Source organism: Micromonospora sp. 067-2 (genome assembly GCF_046549295.1).
Taxonomy (GTDB): Bacteria; Actinomycetota; Actinomycetes; order Mycobacteriales; family Micromonosporaceae; genus Micromonospora.
Map to the genome: position 1 here is coordinate 14379 of NZ_JAJPWB010000008.1, position 21353 is coordinate 35731.

At 74.0% G+C, this 21353-nt stretch carries 15 protein-coding genes; 4 read left to right on the forward strand and 11 right to left on the reverse strand.

Annotated elements, in window-relative coordinates:
- Positions 1-26 precede the first annotated feature (26 nt).
- From ACLJN9_RS19850 to ACLJN9_RS19885, 8 genes are all read right to left on the reverse strand, one after another.
- Complete coding sequence (locus ACLJN9_RS19850; protein ID WP_410812943.1) at positions 27-1382, reverse strand: hemolysin family protein; 1356 nt, start codon at positions 1380-1382, stop codon at positions 27-29.
- Positions 1383-1564: 182 nt separating this feature from the next.
- Positions 1565-1924 carry a monovalent cation/H(+) antiporter subunit G gene (mnhG, locus tag ACLJN9_RS19855; protein WP_410813311.1) on the reverse strand — a complete coding sequence of 120 codons (360 nt, stop codon included), beginning with the start codon at positions 1922-1924 and terminating at the stop codon, positions 1565-1567.
- Positions 1924-2187, reverse strand: a complete 264-nt coding sequence (locus tag ACLJN9_RS19860; protein WP_410812944.1) for a monovalent cation/H+ antiporter complex subunit F — start codon at positions 2185-2187, stop codon at positions 1924-1926. Before ACLJN9_RS19860 ends, mnhG begins: the two co-directional genes overlap by 1 nt.
- The gene (locus tag ACLJN9_RS19865; protein WP_410812946.1) at positions 2184-2792 is read right to left on the reverse strand and encodes a Na+/H+ antiporter subunit E; all 609 of its coding nucleotides are present in this window, start codon (positions 2790-2792) and stop codon (positions 2184-2186) included. The genes ACLJN9_RS19860 and ACLJN9_RS19865 overlap by 4 nt, the downstream gene beginning before the upstream one ends.
- Positions 2789-4294 (reverse strand): Na+/H+ antiporter subunit D, encoded by a 1506-nt coding sequence (locus ACLJN9_RS19870; protein ID WP_410812948.1) that lies wholly within the window; start codon positions 4292-4294, stop codon positions 2789-2791. The genes ACLJN9_RS19865 and ACLJN9_RS19870 overlap by 4 nt, the downstream gene beginning before the upstream one ends.
- A 22-nt stretch (positions 4295-4316) precedes the next feature.
- On the reverse strand, positions 4317-4799 hold the full coding sequence (locus ACLJN9_RS19875) for a Na(+)/H(+) antiporter subunit C (RefSeq protein WP_410812950.1): 483 nt from the start codon (positions 4797-4799) through the stop codon (positions 4317-4319).
- 173 nt (positions 4800-4972) lie between these two features.
- On the reverse strand, positions 4973-7807 hold the full coding sequence (locus ACLJN9_RS19880) for a Na+/H+ antiporter subunit A (RefSeq protein WP_410812952.1): 2835 nt from the start codon (positions 7805-7807) through the stop codon (positions 4973-4975).
- A gap of 163 nt (positions 7808-7970) precedes the next feature.
- Complete coding sequence (locus tag ACLJN9_RS19885) at positions 7971-8357, reverse strand: hypothetical protein (protein ID WP_410812954.1); 387 nt, start codon at positions 8355-8357, stop codon at positions 7971-7973.
- A gap of 179 nt (positions 8358-8536) precedes the next feature.
- On the opposite strand from ACLJN9_RS19885, the gene ACLJN9_RS19890 reads away from it, so the two are divergent.
- Positions 8537-13267, forward strand: a complete 4731-nt coding sequence (locus ACLJN9_RS19890) for a DEAD/DEAH box helicase (protein ID WP_410812956.1) — start codon at positions 8537-8539, stop codon at positions 13265-13267.
- 137 nt (positions 13268-13404) lie between these two features.
- Here ACLJN9_RS19890 and ACLJN9_RS19895 read toward each other — a convergent pair whose 3' ends face one another.
- Complete coding sequence (locus ACLJN9_RS19895) at positions 13405-14016, reverse strand: hypothetical protein (protein ID WP_410812958.1); 612 nt, start codon at positions 14014-14016, stop codon at positions 13405-13407.
- 226 nt (positions 14017-14242) lie between these two features.
- Here ACLJN9_RS19895 and ACLJN9_RS19900 point away from each other — a divergent pair, with 226 nt between their 5' ends.
- Complete coding sequence (locus ACLJN9_RS19900; protein ID WP_410812960.1) at positions 14243-14485, forward strand: CPCC family cysteine-rich protein; 243 nt, start codon at positions 14243-14245, stop codon at positions 14483-14485.
- Between the two features lie 26 nt (positions 14486-14511).
- Here the strand turns inward: ACLJN9_RS19900 and ACLJN9_RS19905 are convergent, their stop codons facing one another.
- Positions 14512-15765 (reverse strand): hypothetical protein, encoded by a 1254-nt coding sequence (locus tag ACLJN9_RS19905; protein ID WP_410812961.1) that lies wholly within the window; start codon positions 15763-15765, stop codon positions 14512-14514.
- Between the two features lie 109 nt (positions 15766-15874).
- On the opposite strand from ACLJN9_RS19905, the gene ACLJN9_RS19910 reads away from it, so the two are divergent.
- Complete coding sequence (locus tag ACLJN9_RS19910) at positions 15875-16705, forward strand: DNA-formamidopyrimidine glycosylase family protein (protein ID WP_410812962.1); 831 nt, start codon at positions 15875-15877, stop codon at positions 16703-16705.
- 173 nt (positions 16706-16878) lie between these two features.
- On the forward strand, positions 16879-20529 hold the full coding sequence (locus tag ACLJN9_RS19915; RefSeq protein WP_410812963.1) for a hypothetical protein: 3651 nt from the start codon (positions 16879-16881) through the stop codon (positions 20527-20529).
- Positions 20530-20559: 30 nt separating this feature from the next.
- Here ACLJN9_RS19915 and pspM read toward each other — a convergent pair whose 3' ends face one another.
- Entirely contained in the window at positions 20560-21345 is a 786-nt protein-coding gene (pspM, locus tag ACLJN9_RS19920) for a phage shock envelope stress response protein PspM (protein ID WP_410812964.1), read from the reverse strand.
- Positions 21346-21353: the final 8 nt, after the last annotated feature.

Here is a 21353-nt window from a genome sequence, read left to right on the forward strand (position 1 = left end):
GGGGCTCGCAGGCCCACTCCTCGCGCTCATGCAGTCACCCCCGGCGTGGACAGCTGCAGTCGGACCGAGTCGGCCACGTGCCGGTCCACCGCCAGCACCTCGACCAGCGCCCGGGGCTCCGCGTCGCCGTCGTCGCCGTCGGCCCCCTCGGGCAGCAGGCTGATCTCCAGCCGGTCACCGACCTCCGGCACCCGGCCCAGCTCACGCATGACCAGGCCGGACAGAGTGTCGTACTCCGGTGCCTCGGGCAGCGCGATGCCGGTGCTGTCGGCGACCTCGTCGATCCGCCAGCGGGCCGGCACCACCCAGGACCCGTCGTCCTGCCGCGCGGGCGCCCGCTCCGGCGGGTCGTCCTCGTCGCGGATCGGGCCGACCAGCTCCTCGGCGATGTCCTCCAGCGTGATGACGCCGGCGAAGCCGCCGTACTCGTCGACCACGCAGGCCATCTGCCGGTGCCCGGACCGCAGCCGGTCGAGCACCGTGGGCAGCGGCAACGTCTCCGGCACCAGCAGCGGCGGCCCGGCCACGGCGCTCACCGGGGTGGTGGCCCGCTCCGCCGGCGGTACGCCGAGCACGTCGGCGATGCCGACGATGCCGATCAGGTCGTCGACACCCTCCGCACCGCGCACCGGGAAGCGGGAGTGGCCGGTGTCCAGCAGCTCGACCACCCGGCTCACCGGCTCGTGCGCCCGGAGGGTGTGCACGTCGACCCGGGGCACCATGGCCTCGCCGGCGGTCAGCTCACGGAAATCCAGACCCCTGTCGAGCAGCGTGGACATCTCGGCGTCCAGGCTGCCCTCCTCGCGGGACTCGGCGATGATCTGTTCCAGGTCGGCGGGGGTCGCACCGCTGGGCAGTTCCTCGATCGGCTCGACGCCGATCCGGCGGAGCAGCCGCACCGACGCCCGGTCGAAGAGCCGGATCACCGGCCCGGCGACGGTGAGGTAGAGCAGGGTGGACCTGCTCAGCGCCCGGGCCAGTCGTTCGGCCCGTGCGATGGCCAGGTTCTTCGGAGCCAGCTCACCGAGGACCATCTGCACCACGGTGGCGATGACCAGGGCCAGCACCACCGACAGCGGCAGACTGACCGCTTCGCTGACGCCGGCCACGCCGAACAGGTCAGCGAGGCCACCGCCGAGGTACGGCTCGGCGACGTACCCGACCAGCAGTGCGGTGACGGTGATACCCAGTTGCGCGCCGGAGAGCATGAAGGAGAGCCGGCTGGTGACGGTCAGTGCCCGGGCGGCGGCCTGATCGCCGTCATCGGCGAGCTGGCGCAGCTTGCCCCGGTCCACGGCGACGTAGCCGAACTCCTGTGCCACGAAGTAACCGGTGGCGGCGGTGAGCACGATAATCAGAAGGAGACCAACGACGATCAACACGGGTCGCTCAGGGCTCCCGGGGTCGTCGGGTAGGGGGAATGCCGGGCGCGACCCGGCTGGCTACTGCTGCCCTCCTGGGCAGAGGAGTCGATCATGCCCCTATTTTATCTGCAGGGGCTGGGACTCCGCTGAGGGTGGGCCGAAGGCGCCGATCGTCCGGTTCACCAGCCTCGGCACGCTCGTCACGCTGCCCCTGGTCGGCCGGCGTCAGGTTCGCGTTCGGCCAACTCGTCCGCGTCGAGCAGGCTGCGGTCCAGCCGGCCGGAGCGGTACGCGGCCCGGCCGATCATCTGCGCCGCGACCGGCGCGGTGGCCAACTGGAAGACCGCCACCAGCAGGATCATGCCGAGGTCCGCCGAGGAGCGCAGCCGCACCGCGATGCCGATCAGCAGCAGGAGCGCCCCGAGCACCTGCGGCTTGGTGGCCGCGTGCATCCGGGACAGCACGTCGGGAAAGCGCAGGACGCCGATCGCGGCGGCCAGGCCGAGCAGCGCGCCGGCCACCAGGCACACGGCGCCGAGCCAGTCCGCGATCGTCGCGATCACGACGGCTCCCGGATGGCGAAGCGGACCAGCGACACCGTGCCGACGAAGCCGAGCAGGGAGAGCACCACCAGCACGGGCAGCGTGGTGGCGTGCCGGTTGATCGCAGCCTCGGCGCCCACCGCGCCCACCATCGTCGCGAGCAGCATGTCCGCGGCGATCACCCGGTCCAGCAGCGACGGCCCCCGGTAGAGCCGGGCCAGCGCGAGCAGCGCGGTCACCGACAGCAGGGCGGTGAGGACGACAGCCAGGAACGTGGTCATGGGCGAGTTCCCCTTCCGGCGGTACCGGACTGGACGAGGTGCACCTCGGCGGCGGATCCGATCGCCCGGATGATCCGTCGCTCGACGGCGAGGGTGCGGTCCCGGGCGAGGGTCAGCTCGGCCGGCCCGTGGGTGTCCAGCACGTGCAGGTAGAGCGTTGCGGAATCCCGGTCCAGCTCGAGGATCAGTGTGCCGGGCACCAGGGAGACCGCCTCGGCGGTGAGGGCCAGGTTCAGGTCGGTGGGCACCCGCAGCTGCACCGCGATGATCGCCCCGCGTGGCCGGTAGCCGGGCTGCACGGCGATCCGGGCGACGTGCAGGCTCGCGCTGACCAGTTCGGCCCCGAAACGGGCCGCGAACACCAGCAGGGCCCAGGGACGCAGCCGACCGCTGAAGGTGACCGCCGGAAGCGGAAAGAACAGCAGCACCGCGCCGCCGACCAGCAGGCCTCCGGCCAGGTTCGCCCAGTTGACCTCGCCCCAGAGCAGGCTCCAGACCACCACCAGCCAGGCGAGTGCCAGCGTCTGGTCCCGCCAGCGCCCGAGCCGTCTGCGGCGAGGAGGTGGTTCGGCGTCCGTCGGCGTCGTCGTGCGCGGGCCGGTCACGGTGCGCCGCCCGGCAGCACGGCCCGCACATACGGGGTACGCGAGAGCAGGTCGGCGGCCGCGTCGGCGGTGACATCGAAGATCGGACCGGCCAGCACGGTCAGCGTCATCCCGAACGCGACCAGGCCCACGGTGGCGCCGACCATCAGCCTGGGCAGCCGGACAACGGGCTCGGTGGTGGGCAGTCGGGGCGACCGCCAGAAGGCGATGTTCCACACCCGGGAGGCCACGTAGAGGGTGAGCAGGCTGGTGAGTGTGCCGGCCGCGACCAGCGTCCACGGCAGCGGGCCACCGGCCGCGACCCCGGCCTGGAGCAGGCCGAGCTTGCCGAGGAAGCCGGAGAACGGCGGCACCCCGGCGAGGTTCATCGCCGGGACGAAGAACAGCACGCCGAGCAGCGGCGCCACCCGGGCCAGACCGCCGAGACGCCGCAGGTCGGTGCTGCCGGCCCGCTCCTCGACCAGCCCGGCGACCAGGAAGAGCGTGGTCTGGATGGTGATGTGGTGCACCACGTAGAAGATCGCGCCGGACAGCCCGGCGGCGGTGCTCAACGCCACCCCGAAGATCATGTAACCGATGTGGCTGACCAGGGTGAACGAGAAGAGCCGCTTCAGGTCCGACTGGGCCACCGCGCCGAGGATGCCGACGATCATGGTGAGCCCGGCGACGACCATGAGCAGCCCGTCGACCTGCCCGCCCGGAAACAGCAGCGTCTGGGTGCGGATGATCGCGTAGACGCCGACCTTGGTGAGCAACCCCGCGAACACCGCCGTGACCGGGGCCGGCGCGGTGGGATAGCTGTCCGGCAACCACGCCGACAGCGGAAAGACGGCCGCCTTGATCGCGAAGGCGAGCAACAGCATCAGTTCCAGGGTCAGTCGTACGCCGTCCGGCAGATCGTCCAGGCGCTGGGCGAGCTGGGCCAGGTTGAGGGTGCCGGTGGCCGCGTACACGAGTCCCACCGCCGCCAGGAAGATCATCGAGGAGAGGATGCTGACCACCACGTACGTCGACCCGGTCCGGATCCGGGTCTCCGTACCACCCAGGGTGATCAGCACGAAACTGGCGGCCAGCAGGATCTCGAAGCCGACGAACAGGTTGAACAGGTCGCCGGCAAGGAACGCGTTGGTCACGCCCGCGGTGAGCACCAGATAGGTCGGGTGGAAGATCGTCACCGGCGTGCTCTCGCCCAGGTCGCTCTGGCCCTGACCGATGGAGTACAGCAACACGCAGAGGGTGACCGCCGAGGAGACCACCAGCATCAACGCGGCGAGCTGATCGGCGACCAGGACGATGCCGACCGGCGCCGGCCAGGCACCGACCGCCAACACCATCGGCCCGTGCCGGTACGCCTGCACCAGCAGCAGCACCGCCACCGTCAGGGTGCCGCTCAGGCAGAGCACGCTGACCGTGCGCTGGAGCCGCGGCCGGGTGGCCAGCAGCAGGGTCAGCGCCGCACCGAGCAGCGGCACCACCACCGGCAGCGGCAGCAGGCGATTCATCGCGCCCACCGGGACGAACCGTTCATTCCGCCTCGTCGGACTGCCGCAGCCGACGCCGGGCGGGCTCGGGATCCACCTGCTCCGGGTCGCCGTCCGGGCCCTCACCGCCGAGGTCGACGGCACCCACCTCGTTGCGCGTGGCCTGGCGGACGATCTGCCGGTCCTCCAGGTCGTCGGGCACCTCGTCGTCACCGGTGAGGTACCAGCTGCGGTACGCCACGGCGAGCAGGAACGCGGTCAACCCGAAGGTGATGACGATGGCCGTCAGGACCATGGCCTGCGGCAGCGGATCGCTCATCCGCTGCACCGGGCCGGTGCCGACGATCGGCGCCCCACCGGAGCGGCCGCCCAGCAGGATCAGCAGGTTGACCCCGTTGCCGAGCAGGATCACGCCGAGCAGGATCCGGGTCAGGCTGCGCTCCAGCAGCAGGATCACCCCGCAGCCGACCAGCACCGCCACGGCGAGCACCAGCACCACAGTGGGACCGGAGCCGCTGTCGGTCACGGCGACTCCTCTGTTCGCGACTGCGGGGCTCGCAGAACCGGCTCACTCCTCGCGCTCACGGCGACTCCTCTGTTCGCGACTGCGGGGCTCGCAGAACCGGCTCACTCCTCGCGCTCACGGCGACTCCTCTGTTCGCGACTGCGGGGCTCGCAGAACCGGCTCACTCCTCGCGCTCACGGCGACTCCCCCTTGTCGACGGCGAGGCCACCGGTGGCGGACCCGGTCGCCTCGATGTGCCGGTCCACCTCGGCGCCGAGGCTGCGCAGGATGTCCAGCACCAACCCGATCACGACCAGGTACACACCGATGTCGAAGAAGAGCGAGGTGACCAGGTGGGTGTCGCCGACCAGCGGTAGGGATCGGTCGATCTTGGCGCTCTCCAGCACCGACCCGCCGAGCAGCAGCGCCACCACACCGGAGCCCACCGACACGGCCAGCCCCGCGCCGAGGATCGCTCCGGCGCCGACCGGTGCCGCCTCGGTCAGCTCGTACCGGCCGCCGGCCAGGTAGCGGACCACCAGGGCGAGGCCCGCCACCAGCCCGCCCGCGAAACCACCGCCCGGCGCGTTGTGCCCGGAGAAGAGCAGGAACAGCGAGAACAGCACCACGGTGTGGAAGATCAGCCGGATGACCACCTCCAGCACGATCGAGCGGTGCTCCTCGTACAGGCTGGGCCCGCCGCGCAGCCACACCGGCCGGTCCGAGCTGTCGGCCCGGCCGTCCGACTCCGGCCGGCGCGGCCGTGGCTCGGTGCGGGACCGCTCGAAGATCAGGCTGGCCACGCCGGTCGCGGCCACCACCAGCACCGCCAGCTCCCCCATGGTGTCCCAGGCCCGGATGTCGACCAGGGTCACGTTCACCACGTTGCGGCCGTACCCCTGGACCACCGCAAGGTCCGGAAAGGCGGCGGAGACGTCCGGCGCGCGGCGGGCGCCCGCCGCGACGAGGGCGAGCCCGGCAGCGACCACGCCCGCCGCCACCCCGATCGCCCGGCGGGCCCACCGGCTGCGCCGCAGCGGGCGAATCGAGAACCGGTACGGCAGGCGGCGCAGCACCAACGCGAAGACGGCGATCGTCGCGGTCTCCACCAGGAACTGGGTGAGCGCAAGATCGGGTGCGCCGTGCAGGACGAACAGCATGGCGGTGCCGTAGCCGGTCATCCCCACCAGCAGCATCGCGGTCAGCCGACGACGTGCCCGCACCGCCAGCAGCGCCGCCACCCCGATCACCACCACGACCACCGGTTGCAGCGGGGTGTCCCAGAGCGGTATCCGGGTCCGCCACGGGCCTGCCGCGAGCATCGCCCCACCGGGCAGCAGCACCAGGGTGACCAGGACGATGGCCAGATACTGCGGCAGGGAACCGCGCTGGGTCGCGCCCGTCACCTCGACGGCCAGCCGGTCGAGGCGACCCACGACCCACTCGTACCCCTGGCTGCCCCCGACCGGCGAGCGGAGCCGGGCCAGCGCCGGGGCGATCGGCCCGCGCAGGCCGAAGAGCAGGACGCCGCCGGCGAGCGCCAGCACGGACAGGCCGAGCGCCGGGGTCGGTCCGGACCAGAGCGCCAGATGCGCGTCGACCCCGCCGAGCAGTTCGGCGTACGGGCGCAGCAGGCCGTCCAGCTGGCCGGCGACCGGGCCGGCGAGCAGCCCGACCCCGGCCAGCACGGCCGGCGGAACCAGCAGCGACCCGGCGATCCGGCCCGCCTGGACCGGCTCCACGCCCGGCCGGTCGGCGAACGCGCCCCAGAGGAAGCGGGCGCTGTACGCGACGGTGAGCACCGTCCCGGCAACCAGCCCGGCGAGGACCACCGGCCGGTCGGTGAACGCCGCGAACACCGCCTCCTTGGCCACGAAGCCGACCAACGGTGGTACGCCGGCCATCGACGCCGCGGCCAGCACGGCGATCCCGAACAGGGGTCGGGACCAGTGCCGCAGCCCGGACAGCTCGCGCAGGTCCCGGGTGCCGGCGCCGTGGTCGATGACGCCGACGACCAGGAACAGCGCCGCCTTGAACAGCGCGTGCGCCAGCAACATCGCGGTGCCGGCGAGGGCGGCGTCCGGGGTGCCCGTGCCGGTGACCGTGACGAGCAGGCCGAGCTGACTGAGCGTCCCGTACGCCAGCAACAGCTTCAGATCGGTCTGCCGCAGCGCCGCCCAGCCGCCGACGAGCATGGTGGCCAGCCCAGCGACCTGCACCACCGGCCGCCACGGGCCGACCGTGGCCAGCACCGGCGCGAGCAGCCCGACCAGGTAGACGCCGGCCTTGACCATGGCGGCGGCGTGCAGGTACGCGCTGACCGGAGTGGGTGCCGCCATCGCCGCCGGTAGCCACGAGCTGAACGGCAGCACCGCCGACTTGGACAGCGCGCCGGCCAGGATCAGCAGCACCGCCGTGGCCAGGTATCCGCCGCTGGGCAGCGGCTGCGCGGCGATCTGCGACCACCGGTAGGTGCCGGCATGCTCGCCCAGCAGGATGAACCCGACAAGCATCGCCAGCCCGCCCAGCGTGGTGACGGTCAGCGCCTGCGCCGCCGCCCACCGGCTGGACCGCCGCTCGGTGCTGTGCCCGATCAGCAGGTACGAGAAGATCGTGGTCAGCTCCCAGCCGACGTAGAGCAGCAGCAGGTCGTCGGCGAGGACCAGGACGAGCATCGCGCCGGCGAAGGCGACCAGAACGCCGGCGAACTGCGCCAGCCCGGCCGAGCCGGCGGCGAAGTACCGGGCGCTGTAGACGAGCACCAGCGCGCCGACGCCGCCGATCAGCAGGGTCATCAGCCAGGACAGCGTGGTGAGCCGCAACGCGATGTCGAGACCCAACTGCCGGATCCACGGGTACGTCTCGACCACCGCACCGCCGTGACCGACGGCCGGCGTGCGGGCCACCGCCCAGCAGAACGCGGCGGCCGGCGCCAGCGCGAGCGGGTAGCACGCGCGAGGGCCCCACCGGCGGACGAGCAGCGGCGCGGAGAGTGCCGCCACGACGTGGAGGATGAGCAGTACCAGCACTCGCGCTCCCGATCGAGGTGGCCGACGCCCGTGCAGCGGTGGCGCCTAGCAGCGATCAGACGCCAGTTCGTCGCGCTCCGGGCCGTTTTGCCGGAATTCGGCCACGCTGGGGCGGGTGCGCCCGGCGCAGACAGCGGCAGCGGGTGCCCGACGTCGCCGTCGGTCAATGCAGCAGGGCGTCCCCGACGGGCACCGCGTCGTCGCTGGCGGGGCGGCCGCTGGCCAGCTCGGCGAGCAGGTCGACGCGACCGAGCTGGCGCGCGACCTTGTCGACCACGCGCTCCGCGGCGGACAGCGACCGCACCGAGAGCAGCCGGCCACGGCTCTCCCGACGGAGGACGAAGTAGTGCACGGCGACGCGGACCTGGCCCCGGTCGGCAGCGCTGGCCTGGGCGGTCGAGACGACCAGCTCGCGCAGGCAGTGGGCGAGGCGCTCGGCGAGCTCCAGCTCGGGGCCGTGCAGACCGCCGCGGAGCGTGGCGAGATGGCTGTCGACCTTACGGATCAGCACGTCGGTGCCGGGTTCGACATTCCACTGCTCGCCGGCCATCCGATCCCTCCACCCCGGTTCGCGTTGCGAGTGAAGTTACTTTATGTTGCTCCTCAGAAGCAAGCAGTTAAGTGAGACTTAACGCATTAAGCGCGCATCCGGTGCTTTTGACATTCGGCGGGACACATTTCCAGGGCGGGGCGTTCGTCGTTGTCGTACCAGCGGGGCACGATGGACCGGTGACCGGCGCAGACGCAGACACCGGCGCGGCGCTCGCCGGGTTCGGCCCGGCCACCCGTGCCTGGTTCGACGCCGCCTTCGCCGCGCCCACCGCCGCCCAGGCCGGGGCCTGGCGATCGGTCGCCGCCGGCCGCAACGCCCTCGTCGTGGCACCCACCGGCTCCGGCAAGACGCTCGCCGCGTTCCTCTGGTCACTGGACCGGCTGGCCCGCGAGCCCGCTCCGGCCGAGGCCCGACAGCGGTGCCGGGTGCTCTACGTCAGCCCGCTCAAGGCACTCGCCGTCGACGTGGAGCGCAACCTGCGCGCCCCGCTGGCCGGCATCCGGCAGGCGGCGACCCGGCTCGGCATCGCCCCGCCCGACATCACCGTCGGCATGCGCACCGGCGACACCCCGGCCGACGAGCGCCGGGCCTTCGCCCGCACCCCACCGGACATCCTCATCACCACGCCCGAGTCGCTGTTCCTGCTGCTCACCTCCGCCGCCCGGGATTCACTGCGGGGCGTCCAGACGGTGATCGTCGACGAGGTGCACGCGGTCGCCGGCAGCAAGCGCGGCGCCCATCTCGCCCTCTCGCTGGAACGACTCGACGAGTTGCTGCCCGCCCCCGCGCAGCGGATCGGCCTCTCCGCCACCGTCCGGCCGATCGACGCCTGCGCCCGGTTCCTCGGCGGCGCCCGACCGGTCGACGTCGTGCAGCCGGCCACGACGAAGACCATCGAGGTCAGCGTGCAGGTCCCCGTGGAGGACATGACGCGCCTCGCCGAGCAGGAGCAGCCGCCGGAGGACGACCTTGGCGGTCCCGGGCCCCGCCGCGCCTCGATCTGGCCGGCCGTGGAGGAGCGGGTCTTCGCACTGATCCGGTCGCACCGCTCCACGATCGTCTTCACCAACTCCCGACGCAGCGCCGAACGGCTCTGCGCCCGCCTCAACGAGCTGGCCGCCGAGGAGGTGGTCACCGCACAGGCCGACGCCCCGGGCGGCGGCCGCCCGGCGGGCGTACCGGACGGGTGGTCCCCGGACGACCCGGCGGGCCGCGACGACCCGGCGGGCCGGGACGGATACCCGGCCGGCGACGACGACCCGGCGGGCGACCCGGCCGGTGGGGCGCAGCGGTGGGGTGGTCCGGTGGGTCCGGTCCGCACCCGGCCACCGGCCGAGGTGATGGCCCAGGCTGGGGCGGCCACCGGTGCGACGCCGGTCATCGCTCGCGCGCACCACGGCAGCGTCTCCCGGGAGGAGCGCAAGAACATCGAGGAGGCGCTCAAGTCCGGCCAGCTCCCGGCGGTGGTGGCGACCTCCAGCCTTGAGCTGGGCATCGACATGGGCGCCGTCGACCTGGTCGTGCAGATCGAGGCGCCGCCGAGCGTGGCCGCCGGCCTGCAACGGGTCGGCCGGGCCGGGCACCAGGTGGGCGCGGTCTCCCGTGGGGTGGTCTTTCCCAAGCACCGCGGCGATCTGCTCTCCTGCGCGGTCGTCGCCGAACGGATGACCGAGGGCGCGATCGAGGAGCTGCACTACCCGCGCAACCCCCTGGACGTGCTGGCCCAGCAGATCGTCGCCATGGTGGCGCTGGAGCCGTGGCCGCTCGGCGACCTGGCCGTGCTCGTCCGCCGGGCTGCGCCCTTCGCCGAGCTGCCCGACTCCGCTCTGCACGCCGTGCTCGACATGCTCTCCGGCCGCTACCCGTCCACCGCGTTCGCCGAACTGCGCCCCCGGCTGGTCTGGGACCGGGCCACCGACGTGCTCGCCGGTCGACCGGGCGCGCAGCGGCTCGCGGTGACCAGCGGTGGCACCATCCCCGACCGGGGGCTGTTCGGGGTCTTCCTGGCCGGCGCCGAGCGCGCCGCCCGGGTCGGCGAGCTGGACGAGGAGATGGTCTACGAGTCGCGGGTCGGCGACGTCTTCCTGCTCGGCTCCTCCTCCTGGCGGATCGAGGAGATCACCCCCGACCGGGTGCTGGTCTCGCCGGCACCGGGGCAGGCGGCCCGGATGCCATTCTGGAAGGGCGACCAGCTGGGCCGGCCGGTCGAGCTGGGCCGTGCCATCGGCGCCCGGGTGCGCGCCCTGCTGCGACAGACCGACGACGCGGCGCTGGCCGCGCTGCGTGCCGGCGGGCTGGACGACTGGGCCGCCGCCAACCTGATGGCGTACCTGCGCGAGCAGCGCGAAGCCACCCGTTCGCTGCCCGACGACCGGACGATCGTGGTCGAGCGGTTCCGCGACGAGCTGGGCGACTGGCGGATGGCCGTGCACAGCGTCCTCGGTGCGCGCGTGAACGGGCCGTGGGCCCTCGCGGTGGGCCGCCGGCTGGCCGAGCGCTACGGGGTGGACGCCCAGGTGATGCCCTCCGACGACGGCATCGTGGTGCGGCTGCCGGACACCGCCGACGAGCCCCCCGGCGCCGACGTGGTGGTCTTCGAGCCCGACGAGATCGCCCAGCTGGTGGAGGAGTCGGTCGGCACCTCCGCACTCTTCGCCGCCCGCTTCCGGGAGTGCGCCGCCCGGTCACTGCTGCTGCCCCGCCGCGACCCGCGCCGCCGCCAGCCCCTCTGGCAGCAGCGGCAACGTGCCGCGCAACTGCTCGACGTGGCCCGTGAGTACGCCGACTTCCCGGTCACCCTGGAGGCCGCCCGGGAGTGCCTGCAGGACGTCTTCGACCAACCGGCGCTGGCCGGGCTGATGCGTGACCTGGCCGCCCGCAAGGTCCGGCTGGTCGAGGTGGAGACCAGCCAGCCGTCCCCGTTCGCCCGGTCGCTGCTCTTCGGCTATGTCGGGGCGTTCCTCTACGAGGGCGACGCCCCGCTCGCCGAACGGCGCGCGGCGGCCCTCGCCCTGGACTCGACGCTGCTCGGCGAGCTGCTCGGCCGGGTCGACCTGCGCGAGCTGCTCGACCCGACGGTGCTCGCCGAGAGCGAGCGGCAGCTGCGCTGGCTGACCGAGCAGCGCCGCCCACGCGACGCCGAGGACGTCGTCGAGCTGCTGCGGGTGCTCGGCGACCTGAGCACGGCGGAGCTGGCCGAGCGGGGCGCGCCGGAGACCTGGCTGACCGAGCTGGAGGCCGCCCGTCGCGTCCTCACGGTCCGGATCGCCGGCGAGCAACGCTGGGTGGGGATCGAGGACGCCGCCCGGCTACGTGACGCGCTCGGCGTCGCGCTGCCGGTCGGTGTGGCCGAGGCGTACCTCGCCCCGGTGGCCGACCCGCTCGGCGACCTGGTGGCCCGCTACGCCCGCACCCACGGGCCGTTCGCGGCGGCGAGCTGCGCGGCCCGCTTCGGGCTCGGGGTGTTCGTGGTGGAGCAGACGCTGCGTCGGCTCGGCGCCACCGGGCGGGTCGTCTCCGGCGAGTTCACCCCGGACTCCGCCGGCGCCCAGTGGTGCGACGCCGAGGTGCTGCGGCTGCTGCGCAGGCGCTCACTCGCGGCGCTACGACGCGAGATCGAACCGGTGCCGCCCCGGGCGTTGGCCACGTTCCTGCCCCGGTGGCAGCAGGTCGGCTCGTCCGCGCGGGGCGTGGAGGCGCTCGCCGCGACGGTGGAGCAGTTGCAGGGCGCCGCGGTGCCCGCGTCCGCCCTGGAGCGGCTGGTGCTGCCCGGCCGGGTCGCCGACTACTCCCCCGCCCAGCTCGACGAGCTGTGCGCCAGCGGGGAGGTGCTGTGGGCCGGGTCGGGGGCGATCTCCGGAGGCGACGGGTGGGTCACCCTGGCGTACGCCGACGCCGCGCCACTGCTGCTCGCGCCGCCCGACGAGGCGCTGACCCGGACCCCGCTGCACGACGCCGTCCTGGACGCGCTCGGCGACGGGCAGGCGCTGTTCTTCCGTCCGTTGGCCGACCGCGTCGGCGCGACGGACGACGCCGCGCTGACCGGTGTCATCTGGGACCTGGTCTGGGCCGGTCACCTCACCAACGACACCCTCGCTCCGCTGCGGGCGGTGCTGGGCGCCGGCGGGGCGCACCGCTCCCGGCCGTCCGCGCCGCGCACCCGCTACCGCCGGCCGGGTCGGGTGGCGCTGCCCACCCGGGGTGGCCCGCCGACGGTGGCCGGGCGCTGGTCGCGACTGCCGCAGCGCGACCTCGACCCGACCCGGCGCGCCGCCGCCCTCGCCGACGTGCTGCTGGAGCGGCACGGGGTGGTCACCCGTGGCGCTGTCGTGGCCGAGCAGGTGGTGGGCGGGTTCTCCGCGGTCTACCCCGTGCTGTCGGCGCTGGAGGAGCGCGGTGCGGCCCGCCGGGGTTACTTCGTGGAGGGGCTGGGCGCGGCACAGTTCGCGGTGCCCGGGGCGGTGGACCGGCTGCGCGCCCTGGCCGAGCCGGCCGACGGCGCCCGGGGTCGGGGCGCGCCGGCGACGGTGCTCGCCGCCACCGACCCGGCCAACCCGTACGGCGCGGCGCTGCCCTGGCCGGAACGTGTGGTCGACTCCGGCGACGGGGCCGCACCGGCGACCGGGCACCGGGCCGGCCGCAAGGCGGGTGCCCTCGTGGTGCAGGTCGGCGGCGACCTGGTCCTCTACGTGGAGCGCGGCGGCCGGACGCTGCTCTCGTTCACCGACGACGCCGACACGCTCGCCGCGGCCGGCAAGGCGCTCGCCGACGCCGTCCACTCCGGAGCGTTGGGGGCGATGTCGGTCGAGCGCGCCGACGGCGAGGCGGTGCACTCCTCGACGCTTCGCGACGCGCTGACCGCCGCCGGCTTCCGGGCCACCCCGCGCGGCCTACGCCTGCGCGGCTGACCGGCCACCTGCTGGCTGCCGACGCCCGGCGTGCCGCACCTGGTTGAGGCTGATGCCGCTGAGGCATCAATATGCCTCAGCGGCATCACGCTCACCTGACCTAAGGCCCCGGGCAGCCGATGCCACAGGCTCGGCGTTCAGCGAAGGTTGGCGAGGACCTTCTCGTAGCGGGGGCGGTCCACGACCGGCGTCTTCGCGTCCAGATAGTTGAGCACCACCGTGCCGCGCCGGTACGACTGGCCGCTCCAGGTCTCCGCGATGTCGCTGGCGCTGATCTCGTCGGGGAACACGTACACCGTGACGCCGTCGGTGGCGACGATCTCGGAACAGCCCAGCCCTAGCCCGTCCGGTCCACAGTCGATCGCGCGATCCCTCGGGTGTGCGGCCTTCAGTCCTGCGGCGACGAACGCGGCGACCACCTGCTTCGCGCCGGGCGCCCCGGCCGACCGCTGGGGCAGCACCACCGGCGGCGGGCTGGCCGCTCGGCGTTCGGTCGGCCCCTGCGGCGTGGCGGGAGTCGGAACGGGCGGGGCCGGTGGAGCCGCCGAGCGACCGGCGCTGTCGGCGCTGGGCGAGGGCGTCGGGGGCGTCGGCCCGGTCGGCAGACCGGTGGCCGCCGGAGTCGGGACAGCCGACGCGGACGAGGCGGACGAGGCCGACGGCCGGTCGGTCTCGTCACCGCCACAGCCGGCGGTGAGAGCGACAGCGACCAGCAGTATCCCGACGGCCGGCAGGCTCCGATGTGTCACCAGGGCAGTCTGCCCAACGGCACCCGGCGGCGGGAATGGCCGGTTGGTCAGTGCCTTTGTCCCATATCCGGCAGCCGTCGAACGAGCCGGCGACGCGGGTACGCTCCGATCCGCGCGGCGGACGCGGCGGCGGGCGGGGGACGTGAACGGGTTCGAGGTGCGCTCGCCCAACGGGGCAGCCTCCTGCGGGTCGCCGGTCGATATTCGACTGTGGAATGCTTCACCGGTGGGTGAACACGTGGTTCCCGTGGGTTGTCCCTGCTGCGCCTCCCGGACCGGCGGCGGGACGTGCCCGGTCTGCTTCTGGACTGACGACGGTCAGACCGACGCCGACGTCGACGCCGTCCGGGGCGGCCCCAACGGCGACCTCAGCCTGTCGCACGCTCGACTCAACTACGCGGTCTACGGCGCCAGCCACCCGCGTTACCAGGACATGGTGCGCCCGGCCCGCCCCGACGAGCGCCCCTGAGAGGCGTCCGACGGGCCGGGCTCGGGTCAGCAGACCGGCACCGCGCCTCCGTAGACGGCGGAGATGTACGCGTGGCTGACGTACTGCCCGTTGGCCAGGCGGTTCCACCGGGTGGTGGTGCGGTAGGGGCCGGCAACGGACTGGCCGTTGACGTAGCACTGGATCGGCACGTTGGCGAAGCGGGCGGCGAGGCCACGGATCGCGGACGACGTGTTGGCGCCGCTGCGGATGTTGAGTGGCCCGTCGCCGACCACGCCGCGCGGCCCGTCGCCGGTCCACAGGTAGGCCACGTCCACCCAGGCGTTCGTGGTCAGCTTCAGGCCGTCCGAGAAGGTGCCGTCGGCCAGGTCGACCCCGGCCGGGTTGAGCACGGTCCGCCCGAACTGGTCGCGCCCACCGTTGTAGCCGGACTGGTACGCGGCCTGCGCCTCGGGCCGGCCCTGCGGCAGGGTCTTCCAGTTCTCCCGCACGGCGGAGGGGTTCCAGTAGTCGTCGCGGGTGTTCCACGGCCCGACGTCCCAGACCGGGGCGTACTCGCAGCGGGAGCCGGTGGTGGTGCAGACCCGCACGGTGTAGTCGCCGCTGTTGAGCGGGGAGAGGCTGCGCCGCGACGGTAGCGCCGCGAAGTGGTCGCGCGGCTGCACGGTGCGGCCGTTGGCGGTCAGCTCGCCGACCAGGCCGATCCGGGTGGCGTACACCCGGTAGGTGCGGCCGGGCGTGGCGGCGGAGACGGCGGCGGCCGCGTCGGCGGTGAGGTGGACGCCGCGTACCGTCGCGGTGGCCCCACCGTCCCGCGCGGTGAGCACCACCCGGGTCTGCACGCGGCTGACCGGCTGGTCGAACACCGCGCCGGCGGTGGCGGCCCGCCACTCGCTCCAACCATTGGTGCGCCAGCCCCGGACCTGCGCCTCCACGGTGGCACCGGCGGGCACCCGGGCGGTGACCTCGGCGCGTACCCGGGTGGCCGGCCGGGTGAGGGTGCGCGGCGCGACCAGCAGCATCCCCTCGGCGACCGCGCTGCGGGGGCTACGCCCGGCGGCCCGGGCCTCGCGCATCCGGAGGCCGGCGGCGGTACGCCGGACGTTGACGTCGTCGCGGTCCACGACCGACAGGTCGGCGTTCCAGCGTTCGCCGGCCGGACCGACGGCCAGGGTGAACGGGGTGCCGGCGGCGGAGGTGGCGGGGACCGGGGTGGTGGCGGGAACGAGCGCGACGGTGAGCCCGAGGGTGAGAAAGGTGACAAGGGCGAGGGATCGGGTACGACAACGAGGTCGCGTCATGGGCATTCTCCTCAGAACCCCCTGACCCTCGCATGTCAGGAGATCATGAGGAACCGGAGTACAAATAGCGACACATGCGAATCCTGCTCTAAAGAGGGAGAATGGCGGGATGCCCGAAGGCGACACTGTCTGGAACACGGCCCGCGTGCTGCACCGGGCGTTGGCTGGCGCGCGGCTCACGGCGAGTGACTTCCGGGTGCCGCAACTGGCGACCACCGACCTCACCGGGTGGACCGTGCGGGAGTCCGCCAGCCGGGGCAAGCATCTCCTGCTCCGTCTCACCGCGCCGAGCGAGCCGCACGGAGCCGCCGCCGGACCGCACTGGACATTGCACTCCCACCTGCGGATGGACGGCGCCTGGCGGGCGTACTCGCCGGGAGAACGCTGGAGCGGCCGGCCGGCGCACCTGATCCGGGTGGTGCTCCGCAGCGCTGGCGCGGTCGCGGTCGGCTACCACCTCCACGAGCTGGCCCTGGTGCCGACCGCCGAGGAGGACGGCCTGGTCGGTCATCTCGGCCCCGACCTGCTCGGCCCGGACTGGGACGCGGCCGAGGCGGTCCGCCGGCTCGGCACCCACCCGGAGCAGACCATCGGTGAGGCGCTGCTCGACCAGCGCAACCTCGCCGGGGTGGGCAACCTCTACAAGTGTGAGGTGCTCTTCCTGCGAGGTGTGTCGCCCTGGGTGCCGGTGGGCGCGGTGCCCGACCTGCCCGGCATGGTGGCCCTCGCGCAGCGGCTGCTCGCCGCCAACCGTGGTCGCTGGACGCAGAGCAGCACCGGCTCGCTGCACCGCGGGCAGACCAGCTACGTGTACGGCCGCCGCGCCCAGCCCTGCCGCCGCTGCGGCACCGCGATCCGCAAGGAGGAGTTGGGCGAACGGGTCACCTACTGGTGCCCGGTGTGCCAGCCGGAGCAACCGGCCACCCCGCCGCCCGGTTGACCACCCACCCGGAGATCGAGGTCATCCCAGATACGGACGATTGGGTAATTCCTAACCGGCCGCCGGAGTCGCATGCTGCGGTTGAGTGCTCACCGATCGTCAGCAGAGTGCCAGGCCCGATCGGGTCGCCACGTTGGGGTGGTGACCTTCGTGCCCCGACCCCGGGGGAAGTCATGGCGTTGTTCCGCAGACTCCGCTCCACCTTGTTCGAACGGGCCACGCGCGGCAGCACCGGTGGCGCCAACGGCCGGACGGTGTCCGTGCCGGCCGCGCGTACCGCCGTCGAGGCCGCCCCGACGGCCAGCCTGGACCCGGCCGTCCTGCCCCGTGGCTTCGGCCCGGTGCCGAACTTCGCGCACAGCCCCCGCCCGGCCCGCGATCCGGACGGACGCGTGGTGCCCGGCACCGGGCTGCGGAAGTTCGTCGACGCACTGCCGATCCCGGGTCACCCGGCCCGCACCGACCTGGGCGGGTACCTGCCGGTGGCGACACCCGACACGATCAGCTACCCGGGCTGCGACTACTACGAGATCGGTCTGCAGGAGCACGCCCAGCGGCTGCACCGGGACCTGCCGGCCACCCGGCTGCGCGGCTACCGTCAGCTCAACCTGGGCACCGACGCGTCGGGTCACAACACGGTGGCGCCTCCGGATCGGCCCTGGCACCTCGGTCCGATGATCCTCGCCCGTCGCGGCCGGCCGGTCCGGGTGAAGTTCATCAACCAGCTCCCCACCGGTCGCGCCGGCGAACTGTTCCTACCGGTCGACGACAGCGTCGAGGGCGCCGGCACCGGCCCGCTGGACGGCCCCGCGCCGTACCCGCAGAACCGGGCGGTGCTGCACCTGGCCGGGGCGCAGACCGGCTGGATCAGCGCCGGCAACCCGGGGCAGTGGATCACCCCCGCCGGGGAGATCACCCCGTACCCCACCGGGCCGGGTCTGACTGCCGTGCCCGACATGCCGCCACCCGGGGCCGGCGCCACCACCCTCTACTACCCGAACGACCAGAGCGGCCGACTGCTGTGGTTGCACGACAACACCCTCGGCCTGGCCCGGCTCACCGTCTACGGCGGGCAGCTCGCGCTCTACCTGCTCACCGACCCGGCCGAGGACCAGCTCGTGGCCGACGGGGTGCTTCCAGCCGACCAGCTGCCCCTGGTCATCGAGGACAAGACGTTCGTGCCCGACGACACCCAGCTGGCCGCCGAGGACCCGACCTGGGACCGGGAACGCTGGGGCGCCCGGGGCAGCCTCTGGCATCCGCACGTCTACCAGACCCGGCAGAACCCGTACCGGTCCGGCGGGGGCAACCCCACCGGCCGGTGGGACTACGGCCCCTGGTCGCGTAACCCGGTGGACGGCTGGTCGGCGACGGGCGTGGTCACCGGTGGACCGCCGACGAGCGGTCCGGGCCCGGTGCCGAACCCCCACCACGACCCGGTCGGTGCCCCGGACGAGCCGCCACTGCGCCCCGGAGTGCCGCACCCGTCCGCGGTGCCCGAGGCGTTCGGCGACACGCCACTGGTCAATGGCGCCGCCTATCCGTACCTCGAGGTGCGGCCACGCGCGTACCGGTTCCGGATTCTCAACGCCTGCCTGGACCGCAGCCTCAACCTGCAGCTCTACCGCGCCTGCTCCGACGCACCCATGTGGGCCGCCGACGGCGCCCTGGCCGACGCCGACGCCGGCGAGGTGCCGATGGTGCCCGCCGTCCGGGCAGCGGACCGGCCGGACGGCTGGCCCACTGACGGGCGCGACGGCGGGGTGCCCGACCCACGCGCCGCCGGGCCGGAGTTTCTCCAGATCGGCAACGAGGCGGGGCTGCTGCCCGCACCCGTGGCGCTGCCGAACCGGCCGATCGGCTACCGCTACGACCGCCTCGACCCGACCGTGCTGAACGTCGACGGGCACACGCTGCTGCTCGCGCCGGGCGAGCGGGCCGACGTGCTTGTCGACTTCTCCGCCGTACCGCCGGGCAGCACGCTGATCCTCTACAACGACGCCCCGGCCCCGCTGCCCGGCTTCGACGCGCGCTACGACCAGCACACCGACGCGCCGGACCGGACCGCCGAGGGCGGCCCGCCCTCCAGCGAGCCGGGGTACGGCCCGAACACCCGTACCCTGCTGCAGTTCCGGGTGGCCGGAGCGCCCGCGCCGCCGTACGACCTGGCCCGACTGCGCGACCGGCTGCCCCTGGCGTACGCGGCCAGTCAGCGCCCGCCGATCGTTCCGCAGCGGGCGTACGACCGGGCGTTCGGCACCCGGACGACGCGGGAGACCGCCGTGCCGGTGCACGCCAGCGCGGTGACCTTCACCCCGGCGGGCAGCGCCGGCCCGGTGACCCTGCCGATCGCGGTCAAGGCCGTGCAGCAGGTCTTCGAGCCCGACCATGGCCGGTTGGCCGGTCGGCTCGGTGTCGGGCACCCGCACGCCGGGCCGCTGACCCCGGCGACCCTGCCCCTCGGGCCGACCGACCCGGTCACCGAGGTGCTCTTCGCCACCGACCCGGCCGTACCGGTCGGCGCGCCCACCGACGGGACCCAGCTCTGGCGGATCAGTGGCAACGTCCGGCAGACCGAGCCGCTGCGCTTCGGCGGCTGCGACGTGCAGCTGGTCAACCGGGTCGGTTGGGACGGCGCGCTGCGCCCGCCGCACGGCGTGGAGCTGGGCTGGAAGGAGATCGTCCGGGTCAACCCCCGGGAGGACGTGGTGGTGGCGCTGCGCCCGGTCGCCCCGACGCTGCCGTTCAAGCTGGGCGACAGCGTCCGGCTGCTCGACCCGGGCCGCCCGGCCGGGGCACGGACCGGGTCGACCCCGGTCAGCCCGGCCGACGGACGAACCGCGGTGGTGGTCAACCAGCTGGTCAACCTGGGCTGGGAGTACCGCCTGCACAGCCAGCTCGCCGGCCACCGCGACCTGGGGATGAACCGGCCGTTGGTGCTGCGGGTGTCGCCCAGGGCGCCGACCGGGCTGACCGCCACCCCCGCGCCCGGCTCGGCCACCGCGCTGCCCGCGATCGCGTTGGCCTGGACCGGCAACGGCGGGCGCCCACCGGCGACCAGCCACCTGCTGCAGCGGGCCTCCGACGCGACCTTCGCCGGCGAGGTCACCACCATCACCGTCGCGGCCGCCGCCACCCGCTACACCGACGCGACCGTCACCCCCGGAATCACCTACCACTACCGGATCCGGGCCGAGAACGCCGTCAGCTACTCGTCCTGGTCGAACAGCGTGCCGGCCTCGGTGCACCTGGCCGCCCCGAGCGGACCGATCGCGGCGATCCCGCCGGCCGCGCCGCTGCGGGTGGCGCTGCGCTGGACGAACCGTTCCTTCGCCACCGGGATCGACGTGCAACGGGCCACCAACCCGACATTCACCAGTGGCCCCGGCACCACCGCGATCGGGGTCGGCGACAACCACCTGGACGTCACGGTCGCCCCGGACACCACGTACTACTACCGGATCCGGACCACGTACCTGGGCGCCGCCTCGGCCTGGTCGACGGTGGCCGCGGTGAGCACCCCACCCGCGCCGGGCACGCCGACGGGGGTGAGCGTCACCGCCAGCGCCCCGGCACCGGACACCGCGACGGTGGTCCTGGGTTGGACGGCCGGCACCCTGTCCGGCCCGGGGTCGGGTTTCATCGTGCAGCGGGCACTGGACCCGGCGTTCGCCCGCGAGGTGGCCACCTTCACGGTGACGGGTCGCGGCTTCACCAACACCGGGCTTGCCCGGGGCGCGACCTACCACTACCGGATCCGGTCGTTCAACGTCGTGGGCAGCTCGGCGTACACCGGCCCGGTCCCGGTCACCACCCCTGACTAGCGGGATGTCGACCCGGGTCGGTGGCGCGGGTCAGCGGGTGGGTGCGCGCAGTGGGGCGCCGACGGCGCGCAGCTCGGCCAGCGCCGAGGCCACCCCGTGCAGCAGGTCGGTCGCCTCGGTGAGCCGGGTCGCGGCCGGGTCGGCGGTCTCCGGTCGGGCGTCCTCGGCCAGGTAGCCGGCTGCGGCGACCACCAGCCGTTCGTAGGCCACGACCCCGCTCTCCAGTTGGGCCGCCAGCGCGCCGTGCGCCTCGGCCAGCGGCGGTCGGGCGTCGGTCGGAGCCAGCCGCAGCGCCCGTTCGACGCTGGCCACCCGGGCGGCCAGGTCACGCAGCGAACGGTCGGCCGCGGCGGCCTCCACCACCGCCGGTTCGGCCAGCCCCGTGAGCCGGGGGGCCATCCCGGCCAGGGTGAGCGCGGCCCGGTCCAGTCGGGCCCACTGCTGGCCGGCGCTGGTGCCGCGCAGCGCGACCCGGCTGCGGACCCGGCGTACCTCGGCCAGCACACCGGGGCCGACCGGCAACCGCTCGACGGCGGCGACCAGGCGGGCCCGGGACCGGGCCGCGGCCTCGGCCGGGGCCAGCGCAGGCGGGGCCGGGCGGGCGGCCAGCGCACGCAGGTCGATCCAGCGCCAGGCGGCCAGCGCCACCGCACTGCCCGCGGCGCCGGCCCAGGCCGCGTCGGGCAGACCGAGGCCGGCGTACGGAGTCAGCACCGCCGCGGCGCCGCCGAGCCCACCGGCCAATACGCTCCACCGCCGGGCGGACCGGCGTAGCCGACCCAGCCGGCGAAAATACCGTGTCCGCTCGTCTGCCATCCTGACCC

Excerpts from the sequence above, each read along its gene's own strand:
- ACLJN9_RS19860 (WP_410812944.1), bottom strand. The coding sequence starts at position 2,187 with ATGACCACGTTCCTGGCTGTCGTCCTCACCGCCCTGCTGTCGGTGACC.
- ACLJN9_RS19870 (WP_410812948.1), bottom strand. The coding sequence starts at position 4,294 with ATGAATCGCCTGCTGCCGCTGCCGGTGGTGGTGCCGCTGCTCGGTGCG.
- ACLJN9_RS19885 (WP_410812954.1), bottom strand. The coding sequence starts at position 8,357 with ATGGCCGGCGAGCAGTGGAATGTCGAACCCGGCACCGACGTGCTGATC.
- ACLJN9_RS19905 (WP_410812961.1), bottom strand. The coding sequence starts at position 15,765 with ATGACGCGACCTCGTTGTCGTACCCGATCCCTCGCCCTTGTCACCTTT.
- ACLJN9_RS19910 (WP_410812962.1), top strand. The coding sequence starts at position 15,875 with ATGCCCGAAGGCGACACTGTCTGGAACACGGCCCGCGTGCTGCACCGG.
- ACLJN9_RS19915 (WP_410812963.1), top strand. The coding sequence starts at position 16,879 with ATGGCGTTGTTCCGCAGACTCCGCTCCACCTTGTTCGAACGGGCCACG.
- pspM (WP_410812964.1), bottom strand. The coding sequence starts at position 21,345 with ATGGCAGACGAGCGGACACGGTATTTTCGCCGGCTGGGTCGGCTACGC.